Annotated in this window: 26 protein-coding genes; 10 read left to right on the top strand and 16 right to left on the bottom strand. The window is 62.3% G+C overall.

Annotated features, from left to right (window positions below; translation table 11 throughout):
* Nucleotide 1: 1 nt before the first annotated feature.
* Complete coding sequence (locus CHC01_RS18740) at nt 2–1498, bottom strand: sensor domain-containing diguanylate cyclase (RefSeq protein ID WP_170849588.1); 1497 nt, start codon at nt 1496–1498, stop codon at nt 2–4.
* Nucleotides 1499–1697: 199 nt separating this feature from the next.
* On the opposite strand from CHC01_RS18740, the gene CHC01_RS18735 reads away from it, so the two are divergent.
* Nucleotides 1698–1970 carry a hypothetical protein gene (locus tag CHC01_RS18735; protein WP_089266229.1) on the top strand — a complete coding sequence of 91 codons (273 nt, stop codon included), beginning with the start codon at nt 1698–1700 and terminating at the stop codon, nt 1968–1970.
* Between the two features lie 34 nt (nt 1971–2004).
* Here CHC01_RS18735 and CHC01_RS18730 read toward each other — a convergent pair whose 3' ends face one another.
* Complete coding sequence (locus tag CHC01_RS18730) at nt 2005–3609, bottom strand: outer membrane beta-barrel protein (RefSeq protein ID WP_244558421.1); 1605 nt, start codon at nt 3607–3609, stop codon at nt 2005–2007.
* Nucleotides 3610–3951: 342 nt separating this feature from the next.
* Here CHC01_RS18730 and CHC01_RS18725 point away from each other — a divergent pair, with 342 nt between their 5' ends.
* Nucleotides 3952–4929, top strand: a complete 978-nt coding sequence (locus tag CHC01_RS18725; RefSeq protein ID WP_410001886.1) for a KpsF/GutQ family sugar-phosphate isomerase — start codon at nt 3952–3954, stop codon at nt 4927–4929.
* 6 nt (nt 4930–4935) lie between these two features.
* Here CHC01_RS18725 and CHC01_RS18720 read toward each other — a convergent pair whose 3' ends face one another.
* Entirely contained in the window at nt 4936–5484 is a 549-nt protein-coding gene (locus tag CHC01_RS18720; protein WP_089265790.1) for a carboxymuconolactone decarboxylase family protein, read from the bottom strand.
* Nucleotides 5485–5557: 73 nt separating this feature from the next.
* Here CHC01_RS18720 and CHC01_RS18715 point away from each other — a divergent pair, with 73 nt between their 5' ends.
* Nucleotides 5558–5899, top strand: a complete 342-nt coding sequence (locus CHC01_RS18715) for a winged helix-turn-helix transcriptional regulator (RefSeq protein WP_089265789.1) — start codon at nt 5558–5560, stop codon at nt 5897–5899.
* Here CHC01_RS18715 and CHC01_RS18710 read toward each other — a convergent pair whose 3' ends face one another.
* From CHC01_RS18710 to CHC01_RS18685, 6 genes are all read right to left on the bottom strand, one after another.
* Nucleotides 5900–6343 (bottom strand): NfeD family protein, encoded by a 444-nt coding sequence (locus CHC01_RS18710; RefSeq protein ID WP_089265788.1) that lies wholly within the window; start codon nt 6341–6343, stop codon nt 5900–5902.
* A gap of 10 nt (nt 6344–6353) precedes the next feature.
* On the bottom strand, nt 6354–7343 hold the full coding sequence (locus tag CHC01_RS18705) for an SPFH domain-containing protein (RefSeq protein WP_089265787.1): 990 nt from the start codon (nt 7341–7343) through the stop codon (nt 6354–6356).
* Nucleotides 7344–7575: 232 nt separating this feature from the next.
* Nucleotides 7576–8613, bottom strand: coding sequence for a ferrochelatase (gene hemH / locus CHC01_RS18700; RefSeq protein WP_089265786.1), 1038 nt, complete (start codon nt 8611–8613; stop codon nt 7576–7578).
* Between the two features lie 71 nt (nt 8614–8684).
* Nucleotides 8685–9776, bottom strand: coding sequence for a nickel/cobalt transporter (locus CHC01_RS18695; protein ID WP_089266228.1), 1092 nt, complete (start codon nt 9774–9776; stop codon nt 8685–8687).
* Between the two features lie 167 nt (nt 9777–9943).
* Nucleotides 9944–10579 carry a DUF1007 family protein gene (locus CHC01_RS18690; RefSeq protein WP_244558420.1) on the bottom strand — a complete coding sequence of 212 codons (636 nt, stop codon included), beginning with the start codon at nt 10577–10579 and terminating at the stop codon, nt 9944–9946.
* 13 nt (nt 10580–10592) lie between these two features.
* Nucleotides 10593–12683, bottom strand: a complete 2091-nt coding sequence (locus CHC01_RS18685; protein ID WP_089266226.1) for a M3 family metallopeptidase — start codon at nt 12681–12683, stop codon at nt 10593–10595.
* Nucleotides 12684–12814: 131 nt separating this feature from the next.
* Here CHC01_RS18685 and CHC01_RS18680 point away from each other — a divergent pair, with 131 nt between their 5' ends.
* The 7 genes from CHC01_RS18680 (at nt 12815) to CHC01_RS18645 (ending at nt 19081) form a co-directional block, all read left to right on the top strand.
* Nucleotides 12815–13066: a hypothetical protein gene (locus CHC01_RS18680; protein ID WP_068728984.1), complete on the top strand. Its 252-nt coding sequence runs from the start codon at nt 12815–12817 to the stop codon at nt 13064–13066.
* Nucleotides 13067–13940: 874 nt separating this feature from the next.
* Nucleotides 13941–15083: a type III PLP-dependent enzyme gene (locus tag CHC01_RS18670; RefSeq protein WP_068728986.1), complete on the top strand. Its 1143-nt coding sequence runs from the start codon at nt 13941–13943 to the stop codon at nt 15081–15083.
* A 148-nt stretch (nt 15084–15231) separates the two neighbouring features.
* Nucleotides 15232–15828 (top strand): GNAT family N-acetyltransferase, encoded by a 597-nt coding sequence (locus CHC01_RS18665; protein ID WP_089265785.1) that lies wholly within the window; start codon nt 15232–15234, stop codon nt 15826–15828.
* A gap of 54 nt (nt 15829–15882) precedes the next feature.
* Nucleotides 15883–16269: a RidA family protein gene (locus CHC01_RS18660; RefSeq protein ID WP_089265784.1), complete on the top strand. Its 387-nt coding sequence runs from the start codon at nt 15883–15885 to the stop codon at nt 16267–16269.
* Nucleotides 16270–16540: 271 nt separating this feature from the next.
* Entirely contained in the window at nt 16541–16945 is a 405-nt protein-coding gene (rnk, locus tag CHC01_RS18655) for a nucleoside diphosphate kinase regulator (protein ID WP_089265783.1), read from the top strand.
* A gap of 128 nt (nt 16946–17073) precedes the next feature.
* Complete coding sequence (locus CHC01_RS18650; protein WP_089265782.1) at nt 17074–18519, top strand: homospermidine synthase; 1446 nt, start codon at nt 17074–17076, stop codon at nt 18517–18519.
* Nucleotides 18520–18751: 232 nt separating this feature from the next.
* The gene (locus CHC01_RS18645) at nt 18752–19081 is read left to right on the top strand and encodes a GIY-YIG nuclease family protein (protein ID WP_068728996.1); all 330 of its coding nucleotides are present in this window, start codon (nt 18752–18754) and stop codon (nt 19079–19081) included.
* 121 nt (nt 19082–19202) lie between these two features.
* Here the strand turns inward: CHC01_RS18645 and CHC01_RS18640 are convergent, their stop codons facing one another.
* The 7 genes from CHC01_RS18640 to CHC01_RS18610 all read right to left on the bottom strand — a co-directional run bounded on the left by CHC01_RS18640 (nt 19203) and on the right by CHC01_RS18610 (nt 25325).
* Nucleotides 19203–19943, bottom strand: a complete 741-nt coding sequence (locus CHC01_RS18640) for an acetoacetate decarboxylase (RefSeq protein ID WP_176454635.1) — start codon at nt 19941–19943, stop codon at nt 19203–19205.
* Between the two features lie 228 nt (nt 19944–20171).
* Nucleotides 20172–20510: a superantigen-like protein SSL4 gene (locus CHC01_RS31965; protein ID WP_141137125.1), complete on the bottom strand. Its 339-nt coding sequence runs from the start codon at nt 20508–20510 to the stop codon at nt 20172–20174.
* A gap of 105 nt (nt 20511–20615) precedes the next feature.
* A complete protein-coding gene (locus CHC01_RS18630; protein WP_089265780.1) occupies nt 20616–21332 on the bottom strand; it encodes an MgtC/SapB family protein in 717 nt (238 codons plus the stop codon).
* Between the two features lie 96 nt (nt 21333–21428).
* Nucleotides 21429–22451, bottom strand: a complete 1023-nt coding sequence (locus CHC01_RS18625) for a WD40 repeat domain-containing protein (RefSeq protein WP_089265779.1) — start codon at nt 22449–22451, stop codon at nt 21429–21431.
* Nucleotides 22451–23494, bottom strand: coding sequence for a CobW family GTP-binding protein (locus CHC01_RS18620; protein WP_068729004.1), 1044 nt, complete (start codon nt 23492–23494; stop codon nt 22451–22453). Before CHC01_RS18620 ends, CHC01_RS18625 begins: the two co-directional genes overlap by 1 nt.
* A gap of 56 nt (nt 23495–23550) precedes the next feature.
* Nucleotides 23551–24444, bottom strand: a complete 894-nt coding sequence (locus CHC01_RS18615) for a metal ABC transporter substrate-binding protein (RefSeq protein WP_089265778.1) — start codon at nt 24442–24444, stop codon at nt 23551–23553.
* A gap of 11 nt (nt 24445–24455) precedes the next feature.
* Nucleotides 24456–25325: a metal ABC transporter permease gene (locus tag CHC01_RS18610; RefSeq protein WP_089265777.1), complete on the bottom strand. Its 870-nt coding sequence runs from the start codon at nt 25323–25325 to the stop codon at nt 24456–24458.
* Nucleotide 25326: the final 1 nt, after the last annotated feature.

The raw sequence follows: 25326 nt of genomic DNA, 5'->3' as shown, positions 1-25326 counted from the left end.
GCTAGGCTGCAATCGCCTGATGCGCATCGCCTGCGATGACACACTGGTTGCGGCCTGCGGCCTTCGCCGCATAGAGCGCCTTATCAGCAGCTTCGACCAGTCCCGTCCACTCCATCGTCACCAGCGGCTTCACGCTGGCGACGCCGATGCTGACCGTGAGCATCGCAGGATCGGCCGGCACCTGCTCGACGCGGCGCCGAATGGTTTCGGCAACCTCATAGGCATCCTGCACGGTCGCACCGGGCAGCAGCACGGCGAACTCTTCCCCGCCATAGCGCGCGGCACAGTCGCCGGCGCGCTTCGCCGCTCCTGCGATGCAATTCGCGATCGCGATCAGGGCGGTGTCTCCGGATTGATGACCGAAGCTGTCGTTGAAAACCTTGAAATGGTCGGCGTCGATCAACAGCAGTGCCATCGGCCGTGAATGCCTGATGGCGCGACGCCATTCCAGCTCCATCGCCGCATCGAATTTGCGGCGATTGCGCAGTCCAGTGAGACCATCGGTCGTGGCCAGTTCTTCGAGCTTGTGCTCTGCATGTGCGCGGCGGCCTATTTCGCGCGCCAGGAACAGTGTCACCGCGGTGATGAAGATAATCAGCGCCAGCATGATGCCGCCGATCTTGATCGCCTGCTGATACCACAGACTGTAGATGCCGGCCCACGGCCGGCCGACGATCACGAGCAACGGCCGACCGCTGTCGCGCCACACATAGAGGCGCTCGATCTGGTCAACGACACCGACGCCCGAATACGACCCGTTGGACCGGCTCAGCGCCCGCATCACGCCGGGGGTCTTGCTCAGATCCCTGCCGACCACGTCGAGATCGAACGGCGTACGCATGATGACAACGCCGTCGCGGCGGATGACTGTGATGTTGTCGTCCTTGTTCAGCCGCAAGCGGCCGAACAGATCATGAAAGTAGGCGAACCGGATGGCACCCGCGACGACGCCGGCAAAATTGCCATCGACGTCGGTGATGCGGCGGCTCAGCACGACGGAATACGCGCCCCGGTGCAGCATCGGTTTGCTGACATAGAGCCCGCGCTCGCCGTCGAACTTGTGTACCTTGAAGAACTCTTCGTCGGCACTGCTCTGCTTGGCAGGATCGAGGGATGCCGCATCGATGATAAGATCGCCATGCGCATCGAACACCTGAATGGATGCAAACTGGCGCGCTGATGCCGCATTGTCGAACAGGATCAGCTGGCGCATTTCCTTGCTGAGCTTGTCGATCTCGGGCGTATTGATGCCGGAGATGACAGCGCGCAACGACAGATCGTATTGTTCAACGGTTCGACCTATATCAGAATCGATGGAGGTGGCGAGGTTCTCGGCAGTCTGTCGCGCGAGCGCTTCCTCGCCGCGGCGCATATCGAGCATCACAGTGCCGCAAACGGCCGAAAAGCCAATGATCGTAACCAGCGACGACAGAATCAACAGCTTGGCCGATAACGGCCAGCGTCGAATTCCCGTGCTTGCATTCCCCGACTTCATCATGTGCTCCGTACCCCACGGATCGCACGCGAATGCTTGCCGAGCGCTTAAGTACCGGCTTTGGGTTCCACACGGCGTTAACGAACGGTTGCGGAAAATGCTCGGATGACGCACTTCCGATGTCGATTTACCGAAATCGCGCTGTAGCGCCTGATCGCGCGGGCGCGTATGACGTTTGCGAGATTATACCGAGGACAATTCCGTGCCTGACTACGACCTGCTCCGCGCCTACCTGGCCAGCCAGACCAAGGACGAATTCGTGCTGAGCATGGATGCGATCGAGGAGATCATCGACGACGCGCTGCCGCGCGCGTCGCACCGGGCCTCGTGGTGGGAGACCGAGCGCGCGCCCGATGAGCACATGCCGCAGCGCGAGGCCTGTATCGCAGCCGGCTTCATCGCCATCCGATTGCCCGATGGCTCCGGTGTGAAATTTCGCCGGAAGACGGCCAAGTTCATGCGGAAGTGGAATTAGGACGAGCGACGTGGCGCCCAGCGATTTTTGACCGCTATCGCTGCAGTCTCACACCCAGCATCACCACCGTCGAGGCCGTGCTCGCGCCAAGGATGTTTGAATCCAGGATATCGCGGCGCACCTGCGCCTTGAGCTGGATTTCACGGTTCAGCTTGTAAACGAGATCGCCCTGCAGCGAGTAGATCTTATCGAAGCGGAAGTTTTCCTGATAATCCTGCGTCACGTAAGTGAACTTGCCCGTGGCCGTCAGCCAGCGCCGGAAGTCGTGATTGACCTCGACCGTATAGGTGCGCGTGAGAATGCCGGGAACGCCGGGAACGGTCGTCTCGTCGATCGACGTGGTCGAGACGAATTTCGCGGTCGTCAGCGGTGTGGCCGTCCAGATCAGCGACGCTGACGTCAGCAGGCCCTTGAGAACCTCCAGCCGCGTATCCGTATAGCTGCGCGCTGCATATCCGATCGACGCTTCGCCCGTCAGCAGACGCGTGAATTCGAACGTCGTACCGGCCTTGATATAGCCGCCGCTGGAATCGCGGAGATAGCCAAAGCGATCCGCCCGATCGTCGTGCACACGGACATCGCCCTGGACTTCGGCGAATGGCTTCAGACCCGGCAGCACTTCATAGGTGGCGCGGCCGACGCCGCCATACTGATTGAAATTACGGTCATTGTTGTTGGTCTGGGTGCCGTCGGTCAGTTTCGAATCCTGATAGACAGTGCGATCGACGAGACCATCGACCTTGATCTGAAGGCGGTTGAAGTCCTTCTCGACCCCGAGCGACCCACCAGTCGTCGTGAACAGCGGGAACTCCTTCAAGCCGGCCTGAATGTTCGGGCTGCCCGGATTATCCGCGCCGACCCGCATACGCATTTCGCTGTTAACGCGCAGGTCGCGGGCGACATCGAGACGACCGGAGATCTTGCCGTTGAATTCGGCGCGATCGACATTTTCGGGTGCCGGCGAAGTCTGGAATGGCGCTGCGGGAAACTGCTTCTCATAGCCGGTGAAGGATCCGCGCAGATCCACGATGATCGAGTGCCGCGTCCAGTCGGTTGCGGCCAGCAGCTCCGGCGCGACCTTGTAGAACGACGACCCCTTCGGCTGCACGAAACGCGCCGGATTGTTGTCGAAACCGCCATAGATTTCCACGGCTGACTTCACGAGAAAGCTGCCGACGCGCACGCCGGTCGGGGCATAAGGATCGGGATCAATCGGCAATCGCCGGCGCGGCGGCTGACCCACCACGGTGCCGGCAACCGACGGCGCAACGGGGGGCTTGGCGGCCTTGGCCGATGGCGGTGACGGCCGCGTCTCGGGCACCAGCGGCGGCGGCGGGCTGCCAGGCCCCACTGGCGGCTTCGGCTTCTTCGCGCCCGGATAATATTTGGTCTGCTTGCGCTTGCGGTTGAGCGCATCGAACCCGGTGCCGGCGGCGCCCGATGCAGCGGGCACCGGCGGCGTGATGATCGACTGTGGCAGGCGATCCGGCGATAGCTGGCTGGTCTGCAGCGTTCCATTTGGCTGGAGCGGCGCATCCGTCGTCCGGCGCGTCGGCAGGTTCTGCGGCGACACGAAGCCGCCCGGGACCGGCGCCAGCAGGTCTGACGTCAATGCTTGCGAGAATGCCGGAGATGGCATCAGGAGGCTCAGACACAGACATGCCGAAACCGCGCCGTTGGCCCAGGCGCGGTTGCGGCGGTCGCGTACTCGACCCATCCTCACGATCAGAAAAACTCCAACACCATCAAAAGCTTACAAAATCCACCAAGAGCGACGCCGGAGGCGCGCGCGACAACTCATGGTTAAGGGAGTTAAAACGCTTATGGTTAATGGCCCGTTGAGATCGCATCGGCGGGGTTTCGCCAGGCAGGCCCAGCCGTGCTAAGAGGACGGCGACACAGCCGGACAATTTACGGCCCCAGGATGCGATTGATGCCCCTCTCCAAGACACCCGGCCTTCCGACGAAAACGACGGCAGCGATGAGCGATCAGGCCATTGAAGCGATTGCCTCGGCGCTGCGTACGCTGGAGGCCGAAGCCAGCGGCGTCACTGCGCTGGCCACCGCGCTGCAATCCGACCTTGGCCCGGCCTTCGTCGCCGCCGCCGACCTGATCCTCAAGGCGAAGGGCCGCCTGATCATCACCGGCCTCGGCAAGTCCGGCCATATTGGCCGCAAGATCGCCGCGACCTTCGCCTCGACCGGAACACCTGCCTTCTTCGTCCATGCCGCCGAAGCCAGCCATGGCGATCTCGGCATGATCACGCCCGACGACGTCATCATGGCGCTGTCCTGGTCCGGCGAGCAGCCGGAAATGAAGAACCTCATCACCTATGCCAAGCGTTTCAGGATCGGCGTGGTCGCGATCACCTCCGAAGCCACCTCGACGCTGGCCGAGGCCGCGGATGTCGCGCTGACGCTGCCGAAGGCGCGCGAGGCCTGCCCGCATAATCTCGCGCCCACGACGTCGTCGCTGATGATGCTGGCGATGGGCGATGCGCTGGCGATCGCGCTGCTGGAAGGCCGTGGCTTTACGTCGGTGGATTTCAGCGTGCTGCATCCCGGCGGCAAGCTCGGCGCAATGCTGAAATACACCCGCGACCTCATGCATTCAGGCGACGCCGTGCCGCTCAAGCCGCTCGGCACCAAGATGTCCGATGCGCTGGTGGAAATGTCCTCGAAGGGCTTTGGCTGCGTCGGCATCACCGATGGCAACGGCCATGTGGTCGGCATCGTCACCGACGGCGATCTCCGCCGTCACATGCGCGCCGACCTGATGACGGTCTCGGTCGATGAAGTCATGACCAAGAATCCCAAGACCATCAGCCGCGACCTGCTCGCCGGCGAGGCGCTGGAAATCCTAAACTCGTCGAAGATCACCGCACTGCTGGTGACGGACGCCAGAAAGCCCGTCGGCATCGTGCATCTGCATGATCTGCTGCGGGCAGGCGTGGCGTAAGCCACGTTAGCTGGCAGTTCGCAGGAACCTTGCCGCATTCGCTTCGAGTGGCAATGCCAAGCCGTTCGCGATGTACGACACCGTACGATAGAATCCACACAGCAGGATGATCTCGAAGATTTTCGCGTCATCGTAGTGAGCGGCCAGCGTCTTGAACTCCTCATCGCTGAGCGTGGCGCGGTGATGCAGCGCATCGACTGCTGCGATCAGAGCTTGTTCCGCTGACGACCAGCATGTCGCCTGTGAGTCACCGTCAACGGTCGCCCTCACCTCCGCTTCCGTCAGCTTCGCCGCGTCTGCAAAGGTTGCGACATGGACGCCCCATTCATATTCGCATCCGGTCAGTGCGCAGGTGCGATCTATGACAATCTCGCGCTCCCGCAGCGACAGCGGTCCGCGATCAAGCAGGCCAGCTGCGCGAAATTTGCTCCATGCCCTCGGATGACCGGCGATCACGCGAAACAGCATCAGCGGCGGCGCCCCGCGCATGATCGCATCGAATTGCGTCTGAATGTCGGAAGCATAAGGCGGCTGCAGCGGCGCGATGCGTGACATGCCCAACTCCTGCGCTACAATAATCGTAGCGACATGCTACATATTTTGTAGCGCCCTGCAAGAGAGTAATGTGATGGCAAAGTCCGTTTCCAAGCCGCCCAGACGCGGTGTGCGCGGCTCAACGACCGGCCGACCGATCATGGCGCTGCTCGACCTGCTGGGCCGGCGCTGGACGCTGCGCATTCTCTGGGAGTTGCGTGAGCGCTCCCTGACCTCGCGGGCGCTGCGCAAGGCTTGCGACGACGCCTCCCCTACCGTTCTCCAGGCACGCCTGAGCGATCTCAGAGACGCGGGTCTGATCGCGCTGCAGCCGGACGGCTATGGGCTGACGGATACAGGCCGGGAATTGCAGGACACCTTCCTGCCACTGCATCACTTTGCGGAGCGGTGGAGCAAATCGCTGGCGGCTGACTGATCAGGCCACGTCCACCGTCAGACTGGCCCCATCCGCCTTCACGATCTTCACCTTGGTGCCTGCCGGCGTATCCGGGCCACTGACGCGCCACACCGTATCGTCGATGCGCACGATGCCCTCGCCGTCGATGATCGGCCGATCCAGCGTGCAGATACGGCCGACCAGCGCGTCGCTGCGCTTGTTGAGGAACGGGTTCGGATTGGCGCCGGGCTTCTGGCGCGCAATCCGCCGCCACAGCGGGACGGCTGCCAGCGCGAACAATCCGAACAGCAGGATCTGCACTTGCCAGGACGGCGTGACGATGAAGGAGAGCACGCCGACGAGAAACGCTGACAGCCCGAGCCAGAACATGAAGACGCCTGGCGCCAGCAGCTCCAGCGCCATCAGCAGCACGCCGAAGATCAGCCAGTTCCAACTACCCAAAGTGACGAACATTTCGGCCATTGCGAAGTCCCTAGCTGCGCGGCGGCGTTGTACCAGCCGGCGGCACTGATCCGCTGCGGCGCGCGGCAGCCTGGGCCGAGGTCGAGTTCTCGCCGAAGGTCGCCTTCGCGATCTCGCCGATACCGGCCAGCGAGCCCAGCATGCTCATGGCTTCCACCGGCAGCATGATAACCTTCTGGTTTGGCGATTCCGCAAGCTGGCCGAACGCCTTGATGTATTTGTCGGCGATGAAGTAATTCAGCGCCGCAACGTCACCCTTCGAAATCGCCTCCGACACCACCCGCGTTGCGTTGGCTTCGGCCTCTGCGGAACGCTCGCGTGCCTCGGCGTCACGGAACGCAGCCTCGCGGCGACCTTCGGCCTGCAGGATCTGGCCCTGCTTGGCACCTTCGGCACGGAGAATTTCCGACTGGCGCTGACCCTCAGCCTGCAGAATGTCGGCGCGCTTGACACGCTCGGCCTTCATCTGCCGGCCCATAGCCTCGACCAGATCCGCCGGCGGCACGATGTCCTTGATCTCGATACGGTTGACCTTGAGGCCCCATGGCGACACCGCGGCATCGACGACGCGCAGCAGCCGCTCATTGATCTCGTCACGATGCGACAGCACCTGATCGAGATCCATCGAGCCCATTACCGAACGGATGTTGGTCATGGTCAGCACGATGATCGCCTGATTGAGGTCGGACACTTCGTAGCTTGCCTTGGCCGCGTCGAACACCTGGAAGAACGCGACGCCGTCCACGGTGACGGTGGCGTTGTCCTTGGTGATCACTTCCTGCTCGGGGATGCTAATCACCTGCTCCATCATGTTCATCTTGCGACCGACGCGGTCGAAATACGGAATGATGAGGTTGAGGCCTGGCGACAGCGTACGGGTGAATTTGCCGAAGCGCTCGATGGTCCAGTCATAGCCCTGCGGCACGGTCTTCACGCCGGCAAACAGCGTGAAGATGATCAGCAGTACAACGGCGATGGCGAAAATGTCGTAACCGGACATCAAAGTCTCCCTGCGGCAAAATGGACGCGCAACATATGGCGCCTCGTTGTTTTGTCGGCGTGGAGGATTTTAAGGTTCGAAATCGGGAAAAGCGAGCGCCGACGTGATCGCGAGCCACGGACCTCTCAGCCGTCATTGCAAGGAGCCCTTGCGACGAAGCAATCCAGTCTTCGCCTGTGGCTTCTGGATTGCTTCGCTGCGCTCGCAATGAAGTGGATGGGTTGGAGCGCCCTTAGATCCAGCCCTGCAGCTCGCGCAGCACAAGCTGGCGGATCGTGTCCATGCCCTCGTCGCTGTCGTTGAGGCAGGGGATCGCAGAGAATTGCTCGCCGCCATTATGCATGAAGATCTCGCAATTCTCCTGCGCGATTTCTTCCAGCGTCTCCAGGCAGTCGGCCGAGAAGCCAGGCATTACGACGGCAATGCGACGCACGCCGTCCTTGGCGAGTTGCTCGATGGTCTTGTCCGTATAGGGCTGAAGCCAGGCATCGAAGCCGAAACGGGACTGGAAAGTCAGCAGCAGCTTCGGCGCGTCCGGTCCGAGCCGCTTGCGCAGCGCCTCGGTCGTAGCGACGCACTGCGCCTGATAGGGGTCGCCCTTGTCGATATATTTCTGCGGCATGCCGTGGAACGACGCCACGATCATTTCCGGCACAAATGACAGCGTCGCCAGATGCTTTTCGATCGAGGTCGCCAACGCGTTGATATAGTCCGGCTCATCATAATAAGGCGGCGTGACCCGCAGCGTCGGCTGCGCACGCATGGTACCGAGTACGCGGAACACTTCGTCACAGACGGTCGCAGAGGTCGCCGCCGAATACTGCGGATAGAGCGGCACCACCAGAATGCGGTCGCAGCCTTTTGCGGTGAGTTCAGCGATGCGGGAACGGATCGACGGATTGCCGTAGCGCATCGCCCAGTCCACCACGAGATGGGTATGGCTATCGAGCGACGCAGCCAGCTTGTCCGACTGCGCACGGGTTATCGTCTTCAGCGGAGACTCGTTCTTCTCCGTGTTCCAGATCTTCAGATAATCCTTGGCCTTACGGCGCGGCCGTGTGGTCAGGATGATGCCATTGAGGATCAGCTTCCACAGCAGGCCCTGGTTCTCGATCACGCGCGGATCGGACAGGAACTCTCTGAGATAGACGCGCACGCCGCGAGTATCCGCGGTGTCGGGAGTTCCGAGATTGACCAGCAAGACGCCGACGCGTTCCGGTATCTCCAGGGTGGAGGCCGGTGGTTGCTCAAGGGAAACGACATTTGTCATGATGCCGGTGGCTTCGCGCTTTGGCTGGACCTTGTCAAGACGACGGACTGTCCATCAGGGCAGGACAGTGATCAGAAACAGGTGACGCGTTCGGCCGCGACATAGCCCAGCAGCAGGCCAACGCCGAACAGCATCACCAGCGCCGCCGCGCCGAACTCAATCCCCCGCATCACCAGCGCGCCACTGCCATCGCGGCCACCGGCCAGACGGCCGGCGAGACCCTTGGCGGAGACGGCGAGGACGGCAATGGTCGCCACGGTGATCGCGGTTCCCAGGCCCATCACGAAAGTCGCAGCGATGCCTGCCCAGAACATGCCCTGCGCCAGCGCGAAGACCAGCACGAGGATCGCGCCGGAACACGGCCGGATGCCTACCGTGAACACCGCCGACAGTCCGCGCGCCCAGCCGCCGGGGCCGGCGAGCTGATCCGGCGTCGGGCCGTGGGAATGGCCGCAATGCTCATCATGAACGTGATCGTGATGACTGTGCTCATGGTGCGCATGTGCTGAAGCCGTCGCCTCGGCATGCGCCGTATGGGCGTGCGCATGAGCATGCGCGTGGCCATGATGATGCTCGTGGTGATGGTGGTCATGGCCATGATCGTGGGAATGCGCGGACGCACTAGCATGCGCCATCGCGAGCTGCGGGCCGGCGGCCGGCAGCGACGGTCGCAAGGCGCGGATAAAACCGCGCCCCTTGCTCCAGACCAGCCGCGCGCCGAACGCCGCGATCAGCCCGTAGCTCGCAATTTCCACCCAGCGCTCGGTGCTGCACATGGTCTTCGCCGTGACATTCAGCAGCCATGCGCCAATGCCCACGATCAACACCGCCACCAGCGCCTGCATCAGCGCCGAGACGAAGGACAGCGCAATGCCGCGCTTGGCCGTCTCTTCATTGGCGACCAGATAGGACGAGATCACCGCCTTGCCGTGCCCGGGTCCGGCGGCGTGGAAGATGCCGTAAGCAAAGGAAATCGCCAGCAGCGTCCACACCGCGCTGCCGTCGGACTTGGCGGCACGGATGGTCGCCGACATCGCGCGATAGAATTCGGACTGCTTCGTCAGGAGCCAGCCAATGATGCCGCCAACTTGTGAGTCCGGCACACCCTTCGGCGCACCGAACGGATTCTGCGCGAGAGCGTGATGCAGCGAAGCGTCGGTCATGGCGGCGACGACCAGCACTGCCGCACAAACAAGAACGACACTCCATCCGCTCGTCATGGCCGGGCTTGTTCCGGCCATCCACGTCTTCCGGATGCCGGTGTCTAGGCGTGGATGCCCGGGACAAGCCCGGGCATGACGCGGGGAGAAACCTGTCGATGAAGTTACACTCATGGGCAATCGACCGTGATCTTGTTAGCGAACATGGCGCCGTAATTGCTGTTCTCGCCATTCATGAAAGTGTCTTCATTCATGGTCTGCGCCTTGGCGGCGCCGTCCGACGGGCGCTGGATCGCCATCGTGCAGGTGGCCGGCGCGCCCGCCAGCTTGATGGGATCTTTCTTCTCGAGGCCGAAATCGACGAAGAAGCTCGGATCGAAGATTTCGAGCTCCATCTTCTTGGCCTTGAACGGCGTCTTGAATGGCAGCGTGAAATGCAGCACCAGAGCCGCGTCGCGCTTCTCCAGATAATAGTCGACGGGATCGTTGAAGCGCTGCTTCTTGCCCTCGACCTTGGCGAAGGTGAAGAAGGCGAATTCCTTCAGCGACTCCACATTGGTCTGTGCCAGCGGCGCCAGTTCCTCGCGGGTATAGACACCCTTGGTCTTGCTCTCGATGCCCTGCAGCGCATAGGTCGAGAACATGTCGTCGAATACCCAGGCATGGCGCACGCCGGTGATGGTGCCGTCCGGCGCGTAGATCAGTTCGCTCGATGCCGTGACGAAGACATGTGGGTGGGCGGAGGCAGCGGTGATGCCGCCGGCCAGCGCAGTCATGATCGCGATCAAACCCAAAAAGCGGTTCATCAGAAGCATCACCTCACGCCGCCTCAGGCTCTTCCAGCAACCCACGCCGCCGCAGCAGCGCATCTGGCGCCGGCGCACGACCACGGAAAGCGATGTAAGCCGCTTCCGGATCGACCGAACCGCCCGACGAATAGATGTCGTCATGCAGCCGCTTGGCCACTGCGGGATCGAAGATGTTGCCGGCTTCCTCGAAGGCGCCGAAGGCGTCCGCATCCATCACTTCGGACCACATGTAGCTGTAGTAGCCAGACGCATAGTGATCGCCGGAGAAGATGTGCCCGAATTGCGTCGGCCGGTGTCGCAGCGCGATTTCCTCGGGCATGCCGATCTTCTCCAGCTCCTTCTTCTCGAAGGCCGCGACATCGGCGGAGGCCGAGGCCGGCTGGGTATGGAATTCAAGATCGATCAGCGCCGACGACACAAACTCCACCGTGGCAAAGCCCTGGTTGAACTTGCGGGCAGCGATGAACCGCTTCAGCAGATCGTCGGGCAGCGGCTCGCCGGTCTGGTAGTGCTTGGCGAAGGTCTGCAGCACCTGCGGCTGCTCCTGCCAGTGTTCATAGAGTTGCGACGGCAGTTCGACGAAGTCGGTGAACACCGACGTCCCCGACAGCGAGGGATAGGTGACGTTGGAGAGCATGCCGTGCAGGCCATGGCCGAATTCATGGAACAGCGTGCGCGCATCGTCCGGCGACAGCAGCGATGGCTGGCCGTCGGTGCCTTTGGCGAAGTTGCAGATGTTCAGCACCAGCGGCGCCACGTCGCCGTCAAGCTTCTGCTGGTCGCGCAGCGAGGTCATCCAGGCGCCGGAGCGCTTCGACGGCCGGGCGAAGTAGTCGCCATAGAAGATGGCTTTGAGCGCCCCCTTGGCATCCTTGACCTCCCAGACGCGGACGTCCGGATGCCATACCGGCACGTCCTTGCGCTCCGCGAAGGTGATGCCGAACAAGCGCGTCGCGGTGTCGAATTGCGCCGCGATCATGTTGTCGAGCGTCAGATACGGCTTGATCGCCGCATCATCGAAATTGGCGCGGCGCTGGCGCAGCTTTTCGGCATAATAGCGCCAGTCCCAGGCGGCGAGCTTGAAGTTGCCGCCCTCCTCCGCGATCAGCTCCTGCAGCGCATCGCGGTCGGCGAGCGCGCGTGCGCGTGCCGGCTTCCAGACCCGCTCCAGCAGCCCGCGCACGGCCTCCGGCGTCTTTGCCATGGAGTCTTCCAGGCGATAGGCCGCGAAGGTCGGGAAGCCCAGGATCTTCGCGGTCTCCTCGCGCAGCTTCAGGATTTCGACGATGGTCTCGTTGTTGTCATTGGCATTGCCGTTGTTGCCGCGCTGGATGAAGGCCTTGTAGGCCCTCTCGCGCAGGTCGCGCCGCGCCGCGCTTTTCAAGAACGGCTCCATCGAGGACCGCGACGTGGTGATGATCGCCTTGCCAGTCATGCCGCGCTCGTCAGCCGAGGCCCTGGCCGAGGCGACGAAGCTCTCGGCGAGCCCATCGAGATCGCCTTCGCCCAGCTCCATGAACCACTCCTGCTCGTCGCCGAGCAGATGATGGCTGAAACTGGTGCCGAGATGCGCGAGACGCTCGTTGATCTCAGCCATCCGCGCCTTGGCGGTCTCGTCGAGGCCGGCGCCGGAGCGGTGGAAGCGGGTATAGGTCCGCTCCAGGAGACGCATCTGTTCGGTGGTGAGGCCGAGCTCGGCGCGTTTGTCGTGCAGCGCCACGATGCGGCCGAACAATACGGCATTCATCATGATCGGATTCCAGTGCCGCGCCATCCGCGACGACACGTCCTTGTCGATCTCCAGGATCGCCGGATTGGAGTGCGCCGACACCAGATCGTAGAACACCGATGCCACACGGCTGAGCAACTTGCCGGAGCGCTCCAGCGCCGTGATCGTATTGGCGAAGTCAGGCGCGGCCGGATCGTTCACGATCGCGGCAATCTCGGCCGAATGGTCGAAAAACGCCTGTTCGAAGGCCGGCATGAAGTGCTCGGGCTTGATCTCGTCGAACGGCGGGGTCTCGAACGGGGTCTGCCAGGCTTTCAGAAGCGGATTTTCGAGACCTTTCGACGCAACCGGCGAGACCGACGTTTCTGACATAAGAAATCCTGCTTTGAAGCCCATAGAATGCGTCGATCTATACCACGCGATGGGGCTTTTTTGGGCCCTTTAGTGCTTGCCGCAGCAGGCTTTTTCGGAGAGATTGCGGCCCGAAACAGGACCTTGAGATTATGACCACCTCCACCGCCCCTCGCCGTATCTACTGGCCCAGCGTCATCACCGTCATCTCGGCGGCGATCCTGATCGGCGCGGAAGTGTTCGGCGCCGCCTTCGCGGGCGGCTGGGCGCTGTCGATCCTGTTCGGCCTCTCCACCACCGGCGAGCACATCCTGCAGGTTTGCCTGTTCCTGTGCGGCGTCGCCATCATGGTCGCCTTCCTGCGCACCGCCGCACGGATCGAGCCGTTCACCCGCCGCGGCTGAGAACTGCGCGCCCGCGCAGCTCCACTCTCCGGCTTCTTCACACTCGACTGTCATCGCCCGGCCAGGCGCGCAATTGCGTGCTTGAGTCGAGCGCCAGTCACCCGGGCTGCTCGTGATTCGTCGCTAGCTGTAGCGTTTACGGGATCCTTCCTCTCGCGGAAGAAGACACCGAGAGCGAGATGACAGCCGCACGAGAGGACGACTACAGGACCATGACGCTGGTGTAGTTCAGCACTCCACGCCAGCCCCAGACTACGCCAATTCCTTAACCGAACTTAACATCCGTTCATGTTGAGCGCGCTGAGTGCGTCTCGTTTGCAACGCTGCGCGATGGCGTTGAATAAAATGCCCCGCAGCCCAAAAAAATTGTTGCGTACCAGGGTCAAAGAACCTATTTCCGGTCTTGCCCAATTTCGCACGTGCCTGTGGTCGTGTGTCAGTCGGTAGGTATCCGGACAAGAGGCCGGACAGCCGCCAAGGGATGAAGAAGCCGAGGGTCGTTCGCGGAGTTTTGCGAAAGGCCAGCATCTCTCTCCAGAGATGCCGTTGAAGGTGACTTTGTTCTTTGCAACCGTGACTGGCAGCCGGAGGCGAACCGGCGCACCTCGTTCTCAACGGGGGACGCGACTTAAAGCAACGACGGAGCGGGCTTTTTTGGTCTCTGCTGGCTTTCCAACAGCCAGCGCGAATACCGAAGAGGCTTGTCCTTCATTGCCAGGTGTGCGGTAGGGTCACCCCCAACCAATCCACGGCAGCACTTACGGTCTGTACTTTTGGCTTTGTCACGCCTCCATCGCGTGCCTGGGTCCGAAAGCGCTGAACCGTCATCATTTTTTGAACGTGACCCTTTCGCGGGGCCGTTTGGGAGAGTGCTATGACCGAACGTATTCAGGAATTCCTCCGCGCCCGCCGCAACGAGGGCACCGATGTCGAGCCGTGCCTCGTCGTCGACCTCGAAGTCGTGCGCGACAACTTCCAGAGCTTTGCGAAGGCTTTGCCTGATAGCCGCGTGTTCTACGCGGTGAAGGCAAACCCGGCGCCGGAAGTGCTGTCGCTGCTGGCCTCGATGGGCTCGTGCTTCGACTGCGCGTCGGTGCAGGAAATCCAGATGGCGCTCGACGCTGGCGCCACGCCGGACCGCATCTCCTTTGGCAACACCATCAAGAAGGAACGCGATATCGCGCGCGCCCACGCGCTCGGCATCGGCCTGTTCTCGGTCGACTGCGCCGCCGAGGTCGAGAAGATCGCGCGCGCTGCTCCCGGCGCCCGCGTGTTCTGCCGCATCCTCTACGATTGCGCCGGCGCCGAGTGGCCGCTGTCGCGCAAGTTCGGCTGCGATCCGGAAATGGCTGTCGACGTGCTGGACCTTGCCAAGCGTCTTGGCCTGGAGCCCTATGGCATTTCGTTCCATGTCGGCTCGCAGCAGCGCAAGGTGAAGGCATGGGACCGTGCGCTGGCAATGGCCTCGTCGGTGTTCCGTGACTGCGCCGAGCGCGGGATCAACCTGTCCATGGTCAATATGGGCGGCGGCTTCCCGACCAAGTACCTCAAGGAAGTCCCGGCGGTCGTGCAGTACGGCCGTTCGATCTTCCGCGCGCTGCGCAAGCATTTCGGCAACGCGATCCCGGAGACCATCATCGAGCCGGGTCGCGGCATGGTCGGCAATGCCGGTATCATCGAAGCCGAAGTCGTCCTGATCTCGAAGAAGAGCGACGAGGACGACGTGCGCTGGGTTTACCTGGACATTGGCAAGTTCGGCGGTCTCGCCGAGACCATGGACGAGTCGATCCGCTACGCCATCAAGACGCCGCATGACGGCGCCGAGATGACGCCCTGCGTGCTCGCCGGCCCGACCTGCGATTCGGCCGACGTGATGTATGAGAAGCTGCCGTATCCGCTGCCCGTGACTCTCGAGATCGGCGACAAGCTGCTGATCGAAGGCACCGGCGCCTATACGTCGACCTACTCGGCAGTGGCGTTCAACGGCTTCCCGCCGCTGCGCACCTTCCATATCTGAGCGTTGCAAATTTAAGTTCGCTCACTATATCCGGCATCCACCCCGGATATGACTAATCGGAGAGCCGGTCCGCCGGCTCTCATCCCGTCACCTTCCAATTCTGGATGACAACACTCCGTGTGAAAAACGGAGTGGGGACCGACATGCCATGACCGATCTGCACGAGACCGCCACCAACAACACTGTTGCTTTGCCCATCGCAGCCCCTTCGTACGAGATCCGTGCGGAACGTGGCTCCGACGTCGCCGCCCGTGAATCTCTGCTGGATGTGTGCTTCGGCGCTTCGCGCCATGCCCGCACCTGCCAGCGACTGCGTGACGGACGACTGCCCGCCGAAGGCCTGGCCTTCTCGGCGGTGGTGCAAGGCAGGCTGGTCGGCACGATCAGGCTTTGGCATGTCGATGCCGGGGGCCGAGCTGCACTGATGCTCGGCCCCCTGGCGGTCGATCCGGGTGCCCGCGACCTTGGCCTTGGCGCCGCGTTGATGAATCACGCGATCGCCGAGGCCTCGGCGCGCGGCCATGGCGCCATCGTGCTGCTCGGCGATGCGCCTTATTACGCCCGCTTCGGCTTCATGCCCCGGAAAATGACCGATCTGGCGCTGCCGGGGCCGTTCGAGCGCGATCGCCTGCTCGGCCTCGAGCTGAAGCCCGGAGCGCTGGATGGCGCCCGCGGCATCATCTTCGGAAGCGGTAAATGGGTCCGCAATGCTGCTGAGCCTGCCGATCTGGCCCACGCAGCTTGATTTGACCACCAAGACACGGCATTTCGGGGCTCACCTCTGCAGGAGAGCCCGGTAATGACACGCAAACTGATTTCCACCGGATCGCCATTCGAAAAGACCGCTGGCTACAGCCGCGCCGTGGTCGATGGCGATTTCTGCTTCGTGTCCGGAACCACCGGCTACGATTACACCACCATGATCTTGCCGGCCGACGTCACGGCACAGACACAGAACTGCTTCAAGACCATCGAAGCCGCGCTGAAAGAGGCCGGCTTTGCCATGGCCGATATCGTGCGCGCGATCTACTACATCACCGACGCCAGCGACGCCGACAAGGTGTTCGCGGTGACCGGTGCCCATCTCGGCGAGATCAGGCCCGCCGCCACGCTCCTCGTGGTCTCCGGGCTCTACAAGCCCGAGATGAAAGTCGAAATCGAAGTCACCGCCAAGCGGCGCAGCTGATCGTCAACCGCGCGTCAGACACACCCGTTTGACGTCGCTGCTCGCAACGGCGCCATCGCCGGTTGACTTTCACTGCAGGATACATAGGTTTCGGCCATCATGACGAACCTGCCCCGCAACCGCTTACTGCTCCGCGCCGGTCACCTTCAAGCAGGAATGTGACCCGGGCGCACGCGCGCGTGCCGTCCGGGCTTGTTCGATTTCAACATCCTCATCATTCTTGGCATGCTCGGCCGCTTTGCGCGCCGGGCGTCATTTGGCTGTGAAACCCATGATCCATTCCCTTCGCACTGAGCTGCCGCCCATCACACTCCGCCGCAGCGACGGTGAGCGTCTCGGCGTACTGGCCGAGGCCGCTGCAGAGAAGTCCCCCGTGACCGCCGACTTTCTGGCCGGCGAAGTTGAGCGCGCGACGATCGTGCCCGATACTCATCCATTGCCCGGAATCGTCGGCATGGAGTCCGATGTGACGTTCCGCGACGATATCAGCGGGCAGGAAAAGCACGTCACACTGGTCTATCCGACCTCCGCCGACGTGGACGCCGGGCGAATTTCGGTATTGACCCCGATCGGAGCCGCGCTTATCGGCCTTTCTGCGGGGCAGTCCATTACATTCGAGACGCCCTCGGGGGAACCACGTTCGCTGACCGTTCTCTCAGTCGGCATACGGCGCTGAGCTGCATTTAATACCGGCATCGAGATTTCATTCCCGAAATTTCATTCTGATGTCACATCGTCACTGTCCTTTCCCAACCGCGCACGACGCAGCGCGTTCATCTTGATCCTGTCTGGAGTTAGAAGCTGATGTCCTCATCCCCCGCCTCGCCGATCTACGCGAAGATCACTGGCCCCATCGTGATCGTCGGCTTCGGCTCGATCGGCAAAGGCATGGTGCCGATGATTGAGCGGCATCTCGACTACGACAAGTCGCGCATCACCGTGCTCGACCCCAAGGATGAGGGCCGCAAGGCGCTGTGCGACAAGCATGGCCTGCGCTTCATCCAGCAGGGGCTGACCAGGGAGAATTATCGCGAACTACTGACGCCGCTCCTCACTGAGGGCGGCGGCCAGGGTTTTTGCGTCAACCTGTCGGTCGATACCGGCTCGGTCGATATCATGGAGCTCTGCAACGAGCTCGGCGCGCTCTACATCGACACGGTCAACGAGCCTTGGCTCGGCTTCTATTTCGACGCCTCGAAGGGCGCCGAAGCGCGCTCCAACTACGCTTTGCGCGAAACGACGCTGGCCGCCAAGAAGGCACGCAAGCCCGGCTCGACCACGGCGGTCTCCTGCTGCGGCGCCAATCCCGGCATGGTCTCCTTTTTCGTCAAGCAGGCGCTGCTGAATGTTGCCTCCGACCTGAAGCTCAACGCCCCGCAGCCGAAGACCAAGGCCGAATGGGCGGACCTGATGCGGCAGGCCGGCATCAAGGGCGTCCACATCGCTGAGCGCGACACGCAACGCTCCAAGTCGCCGAAGCCGCCGGAGGTCTTCGTCAACACCTGGTCGGTCGAAGGCTTTCTCTCGGAAGGCGTGCAGCCGTCCGAACTCGGCTGGGGCACCCATGAAAAGTGGATGCCGGAGAATGCACACACCCATGAGGCCGGCTGCGGCGCTGCGATCTACCTGATGCAGCCCGGCGCCAACACCCGCGTACGCACTTGGTGCCCGACCCGCGGCGCGCAATACGGCTTCCTCGTCACCCACAACGAGTCGATTTCGATCTCCGATTATTTCACGGTGCGTGACGCGTCGGGCGCCGCGGTGTTCCGGCCGACCTGCCACTATGCCTATCACCCGGCGGACGATGCGGTGCTGTCGCTGCACGAGATGTTCGGCTCCGGCAAGATGCAGACGAAGCACCACATCCTCGACGAAAACGAAATCGTCGACGGTATCGACGAACTCGGTGTGCTGCTCTACGGCCACGACAACAATGCCTACTGGTTCGGCTCACAGCTCTCCATCGAGGAGACGCGTGAACTCGCGCCCTATCAGAACGCCACCGGCCTGCAGGTGACCTCGGCCGTGCTCGGCGGCATGGTGTGGGCGCTGGAGCATCCGACGGAAGGTATCGTCGAGGCCGACGAGATCGACTTCGAGCGTCTGCTGGAGATCCAGACACCCTATCTCGGCCCGGTGAAAGGCTACTACACCGACTGGACGCCGCTCGAAGGCCGTCCGGGCCTGTTCCCGGAAGATATCGACACGAGCGACCCGTGGCAGTTCAAGAACGTGCTGGTGCGGTAGCGAACACTCCGCCCTCATCCTGAGGAGCAAATGGCGGCTGCATCTCACAGCCGCCATTTGCGTCTCGAAGGATGGCCGCGGGCTCCGGCTCCGTGCCCTCATGGTTCGAGACGGCGCTGAAGAAGCGCCTCCTCACCATGAGGGGTTGGGCTGCAGAGCAACTTGACAGTGCGAACGACTGCTCCATTCTCGAGATTGGAACTTTCAATTTCTCAGAAAATGGAGCCGATCCATGCTGGACGGTGCGTTTCTCTATATCGTGAGGTGTGCCGACGGGAGTTATTATATCGGCATCACACGCACCTCGCTCGACATCAGAATAGCCCAGCACAACGCCGGCACCTTTCCCGGCTATACGTCTACACGCAGACCTGTCGAACTGTTGTATTCGCAATGGTTTGAGCGCATCACCGACGCGATCGAGAATGAGCGTAAACTCAAGCGCTGGAGCAGGGCGAAGAAAGAAGCGCTGATCCGTGGCGACTTCGCGATATTGAAGCAACTTGCTCGACGCAAGTTACCTCACTTACGGAAACCACCACATGCTCAGCCCTCATCCTGAGGAGGCGCTTCTTCGGCGCCGTCTCGAAGGATGGCCGCACACTTCGACACCTCGGCCTCATGGTTCGAGACGGCGCAAGAACGCCTCCTCACCATGAGGGTCGGGCAGAGGCGCCCGCTTCCTATTTCGCCAGATAATCAAACGCCACTTCGCCCAATCCCAGCGTCAGGTCGCACTTGAAGTGCAGCGCCGACACAACTTCCTTCACCGGCAACCGCGCCACATCCGCGAGCGCATGTGGAAACAGGCCGAGCGCCGCAGGCCCGGTCCAGGCTTCCTTGAGATTGATCTCTTCCAGATGATAGCGCACCAGCTCGCAGATGCGCGGCGTGCCATCGACATGCGGGATGATCTTCAGAATAAAGTTCGGCACCGTCAGCGCATGCATCACCGTGTCATGATCCACCGGCCGGTGCTTGTAGCCCATGGTGCCTGACGCGCAGAGCACCGAGCCGTAATGCAACGTGCCGACCAGCACATCGCTCTCCACGGCGATCTTCGGGGTCGCGCGCTTCTTCGGAAAGCCCCACAATTCGCGACCGCCGGCAATCGGCGCATCGTCGTCGAGATACATCGAGTGGATATAGACGCCCTCGACGCCGTTGAGGCGGACCGGAATCGCCTGCCCGGTTTCGGTGTAGTCGCCGAAGCCGGTGGAATCCGGCATGCGGATAAATTCGTATTTGACGATGTTATCGACGATCTCCAGCGGCTCCGGCACCACGGCCTGCAGCGCGTCCATGTCGGTGCGATAGCTGATGATGAAATATTCGCGGTCGTAGAATTTGTAGGGCCCGCGCGGAAATGACGGATTGGTCAGCGGCATCGAATAGGCGTTACGCCTGATATCTTCGATCTTCATGGTGCCCCCTATGAAACTGTTGGCAGGGAGTATGAAGGCGGTCGATGAAACTGGCGAGACTATTGTGCGGGCAGCGTCAACAAACACCGTCCTCATCCTGAGGAGCGCGCTCTTCGCGCGCGTCTCGAAGGATGGCGGCACACTGAGAGAACCCGGCCTCATGGTTCGAGACGGCGCAAACGCGCCTCCTCACCATAAGGGACTTTGACAGCGACCTGGAAAGCTCCGCTATTTCGTGGTGATCGGCGGCGCCGTTTTCTCCGCCGGCGCCGGCGGCAGTGCCGGCTTGGCGCCGGCATCGCGTGCTTCTGCATCCGGACGCGCCGGCTGCGGCGGCGTTTCCTGCGGGCGCTGGCCGGTGGTCGCGGGTTCTGCAGGGGCCGACGGCTTGCTTTCGGCACCCGGCGTTGACTGCAGTGGCGGCGTCGCCTGGGCAAATCGAGCGGATGGTGGCGTCAGCGTGAGCCGCGCCATTGCCGACGTCGATGCGCCCAATCCTGCTGCGGTCGCCAAGATCGCGATCGTGAAATAGGTCCGGAACACGCGCGTCTGGGTCGTCGGGATCATGGCATCCACCGCAGTTAATGTGCGGTGACAACGGGAGCCGGCCGCCAAAGTTCCCGAGCCGGAAGTCGCAGATCGCCGATGGCGCCCTGGACTTCCTTTGGACGACTAGTCCTTGGTGCTGACGTCCCATGTGGCGTTGCGCACGCCGGCATACGCCTCGAGCCGGGCGGCCACGGCATCCAGCTCCTTGGGATCGACGGCCGTCGAGACCAGCGTGGCCACGATCTCCTGCTGGGTGTCGCTCTGCTCGATCACATCGACATCGCCGACCGGATATTTTGCGGCTTCCAGCGCCTCCTGCAGGCGCTCGCGCATCTCGGGTACCACCTCGGGCGAGACCGTGAGCCGCACGTAATAGGTCACTTCCGACGACTTCGCGTCCAGCGGCGCCCGGTTGATCGCATTGACCAGCGGCCGCAGTAGCGTATTGCCGGCCAGCACGAAAAACGTAAGCGCGATAGCCTGTGCGATCATGTCCGCGCCGGCGCAGGAGCCCACCGCGGCCGAACTCCACAGCGTCGCCGCCGTATTGAGGCCGCGCACATTGGTGCCTTCCTTCATGATGACGCCCGCGCCGAGAAAGCCGATGCCGGAGACGACATAGGCGATCACGCGCACCGCGCCATCGGCACCGTGCAGCTGCATTGCGAGATCGACGAAAGCGGCCGCCCCGAGCGCCACCAGCACATTGGTGCGCAGGCCCGCGGTGCGTTGGCGATATTGTCGCTCAGCACCGATCAGCGTGCCCAGCACAAAGGCCGTGGCCAGGCTGAGCAGCGTGTCGAGGAAGTCGTAGGTCTGGAATGTTGCCAAAAATCGCATGATGTCTGCATGCGTACAGGAAGTGACGGGCGGATGACAATGCCGCCTCGCACCGACCGTCGTGAACTCCCTCTCCCCACAGGGGAGGTGAAAGAACTACAGCTCCAGCAATCCCGCGTCGCCGTCCTGATCGGCGAAGGCCAGCAGCGTACCCTTGGCATTCCAGGCCAGCGCGCTGACGGGCTGCCCCTTGTTGGGCCGCACCAGAATTTCCGCGCCGTCGGTCATGCGGACCATCAGGATGGTGCCGTCACTGTAACCGGCGGCCAGGATGTCCTGCTTGGGATGACAGGCCACCATGGTGACCTTGGCCTTGAGCGGCGCCAGCATCGCCGGCTCCTTGCCCATCGGGCCGTCCTTGCTGGCAAACGGCCAGATGATGACCGTATCGGCGCCCGAGGTCGCGAGACCCTTGCCGCCGGCGCTCCAGGAAATCGAGCGCACGCGTGCCGGATAGCCGGTCATGCGCATGTGCTTGCCGTCCACGAGACGCCAGCCATGCAGCGCCGGCTCATGCATCGCGGTGACCAGAAACTTGTTGTCCGGGCTGAAGGTCACGCCGAGATGCGAACCGGCCCATTCCAGCACTTCGGCATTGCCGGCCATGTTGGGAAACCACAGCGTCACGCCGTTGTAGTGGGCTATCGCGAGCCGCAGCCCTTTGGGCGCGAATGCAAGGCCGCCAACGGTCGATGGCACCTCGAAGAATTTCACCTCGCCCTTCGGCGCCTGCACGAAGGCCGTCTTGCCCGCCGACCACGCAACAGCGCCGTCGGGATGCAAAGCTACACTGTCGATCCAGCGCCTCTTGGCGTCGGTCGCAAAGGTCGAGACTGTGCCGTCGCGGTCGAGCACGACGACCTTGCCGTCGTCGCAGCCCATCACGATGCGCTTGCCGTCGGAGGTCGAGCACAGGATGCCACCGAACGCGACCTCGACCGGCGACATCGCGCCTGCCGGATCGACCAGCGTCACCTTCTCCTCGGCGCCGACAAAGGCTGCCTTGTCGCCGAGAAAATGCACCGATGTGACCGACGCACCGATAGCCACCGGCAACACACGGTCGGTGACCGAAACGATGGATTCCTGCTCCTGCAGCGGATTGAAATCGGACATCATCAGGCGGGGATGCAGCGTTCGAAGCCGTCGCGGATCAGCTGCTCGGGCAGATCGCGACCGATAAAGACAAGACGGCTTTCGCGCTTCTCGCCGTCCTTCCACGGCCGCTGATGATCGCCTTCGAGCATCATGTGCACGCCCTGAAACACGTAGCGGTCGTCGTCGCCGGAGAACGACAGGATACCTTTGGAGCGCAAAATCTTGCCGCCCTCCTTGGCCATCAGATCCTGCAGCCACGGCATGAAGGTCGATGCATCGAGCGCCTTGTCGGTACGCAGCGACATCGAGTGCATATCCTCGTCGTGATAGTGCTTCAGACCACCGTGGCCGTGATCATGATGGTGATGATGGCCGTGATCGTGGTCATGATGATCGTGACCGTCGTCCGCGTTGAGGAACTCCGGTTCGATCTCCAGAATGCGATCGAGATCGAAGGCGCCACGCTCCAGGACGTCGGACAGCTTCACCTGCGCGCGTTCCGTCTTGTGCAGCTTCGCATAGGGGTTGATGGCGCGAATGCGCGCCTCGACTTCGGCGAGCTCAGCCTTCGACACAAGATCGATCTTGTTCAGCACGATGACGTCGGCGAAGGCGATCTGGTTCTTGGCTTCCGGCGCATCCTTAAGGCGGTCGCTCAGCCATTTGGCATCGGCCACGGTCACCACCGCGTCGAGCCGCGCATGGGCCTGCACGTCTTCGTCGACGAAGAAGGTCTGCGCCACCGGGGCCGGATCCGCGAGACCCGTGGTCTCCACGATGATGGCGTCGAACTTGCCTTTGCGCTTCATGAGACCGTCGAGAATGCGCACGAGGTCGCCGCGGACAGTGCAGCAGACGCAGCCGTTGTTCATCTCGAACACTTCTTCATCCGCGCCGATGATGAGATCGTTGTCGATGCCGATCTCGCCGAATTCGTTGACGATCACGGCGTATTTCTTGCCGTGATTTTCCGACAGGATGCGGTTCAGCAGCGTGGTCTTGCCGGCGCCGAGATAGCCGGTCAGCACGGTCACGGGAATTTTGTTGGCGGTCGCTTCAGACATGATCACTCCGGCGGGGTCTTTTCAGGGGCAGCGCCGGCAGCAGGGGTGCCCCTGCGCTAACTGGTCAGCGCGCTCGTCAGCGCCTTTATATTGTGCCTGACCATATCAATGTAAGTGGGTGCATCGCCGTTTTCGGGCGTCAGGCTGTCGGAATACAGCGTTCCGCCGATTTTTGCCCCGGTCTCGGCGGCAATCCGGCGCATCAGCCGGGGATCGGCGATATTTTCCAGAAAAACCGCCGGAATTTTCGAGATCTTGAGCTGGGTGATGATGACCGCGATATCCTTCGCGCTGGGCTCCGAATCCGTCGAAACGCCCTGCGGCGCAATGAATTCGATGCCATAGGCCGCCGCGAAATAGCCGAAGGCGTCATGGGTCGAGATCACCTTGCGGTGCACCGAGGGGATGGAAGCCACGGCCGCCTTCACGTCACTGTCGAGGGTAGTCAGCTTCGCGAGATAGGCCTCGGCGTTCGCCTTGTAGATGTCGGCACGGGCCGGATCGGCCTTGGCCAGCGCATCGCGAATGTTTGCGACATAGATCCTGGCATTGGCCACCGATTGCCAGGCGTGCGGATCCTCGTGCGAGTCGAGCTTGCGCGGTGCGATGCCCTGGGTTGCGGTGACGATGACAGCCTTGCCGCCGGATGATTTCACCAGCCGCGGCAACCAGCCCTCGAAGCCGAGGCCGTTGACCACCACGAGCTTCGCATCGGCGATCTTTTTCGCGTCACGCGGCGTCGGTGTGTAGACATGCGCATCCCCATTCGGGCCGACCAGGGTCGTGACAGCGACTCGCTCACCGCCGACATTGCGCACGAAGTCACCCAGGATGGAAAAACTGGCGACGACATCGATCTTGTTCTGGGTCTTGTCCTGCGCACGCGCCGGGACGATCGCATTGACGAGCGACAGGACGGCACAAAGGACAAATACGCTGGATTTCCGCATGACTGACACACCTACGCCTCAAGATGCCGGCCGGGGAACAACTGCCTCACCAAGCCACTGACATTGCCGAACAAAACCGAAAATACGTAGAGCACCGCGGCGACCAGAATGATCGCGGGACCGGACGGCACCTTGGTCTGGAACGACAGCACCAGACCGAAGTAACCGGAGACCATCGCGCTCGCGACGGAGATCATCATCATCCCCGTGATATCGCGCGACCAGAACCGCGCGATGCCCGCCGGAAGGATCATCAGTCCCACCGCGAGCAGCGTACCGAGCGCGTGAAAGCCGTTGACGAGATTGACGACGACCAGCGCGAGAAACGCCAGATGCGCGGGTGCACCGGCGCGCGAGACCGTGCGCAGAAACACCGGATCGACGCATTCGATCACCAGCGGTCGATAGATCACCGCCATCACCACCAGCGTGATGGTCGCGTTGAACGCGATCACCAGTAGCGTCTGATCGTCGAGCGCGAGAATGTTGCCGAACAGCACATGCAGCAGATCGATATTGGTGCCGCGCATCGAGACGATGGTGACGCCCACCGCCAGCGAAACGAGATAGAACGCCGCAAGCGATGCGTCTTCTTTGATCACGGTGACGCGCGACACGAGACCAGCGAGCAGCGCGACGGAAAAGCCTGCAATCAGGCCGCCGAACGTCATCGCGAACAGATTGAGCCCGGAGAACAGGAAGCCGATCGCCGCCCCCGGCAGGATGGCATGCGCCATCGCGTCGCCCACAAGGCTCATCCGCCGCAGCATCAGGAAGACGCCGATCGGCGCGCCGCCTAGCGCCAGCGCAACCACGCCGGCCAATGCGCGGCGCATAAATTCAAATTCGAGGAAAGGCGCGATCAGCGCATCGTAGAGCATG

The organism is Tardiphaga sp. OK246 (assembly GCF_900188215.1).
Classification (GTDB): domain Bacteria; phylum Pseudomonadota; class Alphaproteobacteria; order Rhizobiales; family Xanthobacteraceae; genus Tardiphaga; species Tardiphaga robiniae.
This window is presented reverse-complemented; position numbering and strand designations above follow the sequence as displayed.

Coding starts and splice junctions, on each gene's coding strand:
- CHC01_RS18740 (WP_170849588.1), bottom strand. CDS start 1,498: ATGATGAAGTCGGGGAATGCAAGCACGGGAATTCGACGCTGGCCGTTA.
- CHC01_RS18730 (WP_244558421.1), bottom strand. CDS start 3,609: ATGCCATCTCCGGCATTCTCGCAAGCATTGACGTCAGACCTGCTGGCG.
- CHC01_RS18725 (WP_410001886.1), top strand. CDS start 3,952: ATGAGCGATCAGGCCATTGAAGCGATTGCCTCGGCGCTGCGTACGCTG.
- CHC01_RS18720 (WP_089265790.1), bottom strand. CDS start 5,484: ATGTCACGCATCGCGCCGCTGCAGCCGCCTTATGCTTCCGACATTCAG.
- CHC01_RS18715 (WP_089265789.1), top strand. CDS start 5,558: ATGGCAAAGTCCGTTTCCAAGCCGCCCAGACGCGGTGTGCGCGGCTCA.
- CHC01_RS18710 (WP_089265788.1), bottom strand. CDS start 6,343: ATGGCCGAAATGTTCGTCACTTTGGGTAGTTGGAACTGGCTGATCTTC.
- CHC01_RS18705 (WP_089265787.1), bottom strand. CDS start 7,343: ATGTCCGGTTACGACATTTTCGCCATCGCCGTTGTACTGCTGATCATC.
- hemH (WP_089265786.1), bottom strand. CDS start 8,613: ATGACAAATGTCGTTTCCCTTGAGCAACCACCGGCCTCCACCCTGGAG.
- CHC01_RS18695 (WP_089266228.1), bottom strand. CDS start 9,776: ATGACCGACGCTTCGCTGCATCACGCTCTCGCGCAGAATCCGTTCGGT.
- CHC01_RS18690 (WP_244558420.1), bottom strand. CDS start 10,579: ATGAACCGCTTTTTGGGTTTGATCGCGATCATGACTGCGCTGGCCGGC.
- CHC01_RS18685 (WP_089266226.1), bottom strand. CDS start 12,683: ATGTCAGAAACGTCGGTCTCGCCGGTTGCGTCGAAAGGTCTCGAAAAT.
- CHC01_RS18680 (WP_068728984.1), top strand. CDS start 12,815: ATGACCACCTCCACCGCCCCTCGCCGTATCTACTGGCCCAGCGTCATC.
- CHC01_RS18670 (WP_068728986.1), top strand. CDS start 13,941: ATGACCGAACGTATTCAGGAATTCCTCCGCGCCCGCCGCAACGAGGGC.
- CHC01_RS18665 (WP_089265785.1), top strand. CDS start 15,232: ATGACCGATCTGCACGAGACCGCCACCAACAACACTGTTGCTTTGCCC.
- CHC01_RS18660 (WP_089265784.1), top strand. CDS start 15,883: ATGACACGCAAACTGATTTCCACCGGATCGCCATTCGAAAAGACCGCT.
- rnk (WP_089265783.1), top strand. CDS start 16,541: ATGATCCATTCCCTTCGCACTGAGCTGCCGCCCATCACACTCCGCCGC.
- CHC01_RS18650 (WP_089265782.1), top strand. CDS start 17,074: ATGTCCTCATCCCCCGCCTCGCCGATCTACGCGAAGATCACTGGCCCC.
- CHC01_RS18645 (WP_068728996.1), top strand. CDS start 18,752: ATGCTGGACGGTGCGTTTCTCTATATCGTGAGGTGTGCCGACGGGAGT.
- CHC01_RS18640 (WP_176454635.1), bottom strand. CDS start 19,943: ATGAAGATCGAAGATATCAGGCGTAACGCCTATTCGATGCCGCTGACC.
- CHC01_RS31965 (WP_141137125.1), bottom strand. CDS start 20,510: ATGATCCCGACGACCCAGACGCGCGTGTTCCGGACCTATTTCACGATC.
- CHC01_RS18630 (WP_089265780.1), bottom strand. CDS start 21,332: ATGCGATTTTTGGCAACATTCCAGACCTACGACTTCCTCGACACGCTG.
- CHC01_RS18625 (WP_089265779.1), bottom strand. CDS start 22,451: ATGATGTCCGATTTCAATCCGCTGCAGGAGCAGGAATCCATCGTTTCG.
- CHC01_RS18620 (WP_068729004.1), bottom strand. CDS start 23,494: ATGTCTGAAGCGACCGCCAACAAAATTCCCGTGACCGTGCTGACCGGC.
- CHC01_RS18615 (WP_089265778.1), bottom strand. CDS start 24,444: ATGCGGAAATCCAGCGTATTTGTCCTTTGTGCCGTCCTGTCGCTCGTC.
- CHC01_RS18610 (WP_089265777.1), bottom strand. CDS start 25,325: ATGCTCTACGATGCGCTGATCGCGCCTTTCCTCGAATTTGAATTTATG.